The sequence below is a fragment of the Roseibium sp. RKSG952 genome, assembly GCF_009711355.1.
On the sequence record NZ_SMMF01000403.1, the window covers coordinates 1 to 837 of the forward strand.

Sequence of the window (837 nt, forward strand, 5' to 3'; positions counted from 1 at the left end):
GGATCCTTGCGATGTTGGCCCGGCGGCTTGCGCTGGCCAATAAGCCGTAGTGGCGAATGCGGTGGAAACCGTTTGGCAGGACATGGATCAGGAAACGGCGGATGAATTCCCCCGTTGCCAGGTGCATGACCTTCTGCCGATCGCCGGTCCTGATGCGGTAGTCCTTCCAGCGAAAGGCGACCGTGTCTGCGTCGGCACTGATCAAACGGTTGTTCGAGATCGCGACCCGGTGTGTGTAGCGGCTGAGATAGGCGAGCACAGCTTCGGGCCCACCGAAGGGAGGCTTGGCATAGAAGATCCATTCGCTCTTGCGCAACGGCGCCAGCCAGGCAGCAAAGGCCGCTGTGTCCGCCAAGCTGGCTAAGTCGCCGAAGAAGGTCAGTTCTCCGGCGCGATGCAGGGCGAGCAAACCCTCGATGAACAGGCGCCGAAACAGGCGGGACAGCACTCGCACATGCAAAAAGAACCCGGGCTTGCAGGCGACCCAGCGGGAGCCATCCGGCGACAGGCCGCCGCCCGGAACGATCATGTGGATGTGAGGATGGTGGGTCAGAGCCGATCCCCAGGTGTGCAGCACGCAGGTCATGCCGACCCGCGCACCGAGGCGCTTGGGATCCGCCGCGATCGTGAGCACCGTCTCGGCCGATGCCTTGAACAGGAGCCCATAGACCGCCTTCTTGTTCCAATACGCGATCCGGGCGACCTCCGCCGGCAGGGTGAAGACCACGTGGAAATATTCCACCGGCAGCAGGTCTTCGGTGCGTGCGGCCATCCAGTCCCGGGCTGCCGGTCCCTGGCATTTGGGGCAATGCCGGTTCTTGCAGGAATTGTAGGCGA

Annotated in this window: 1 protein-coding gene; it reads right to left on the reverse strand. The window is 63.2% G+C overall.

What is annotated here, in order from left to right:
* Positions 1-837: IS91 family transposase (locus E1297_RS01245; RefSeq protein ID WP_155132881.1), on the reverse strand; the 837-nt coding region annotated here is incomplete at both ends.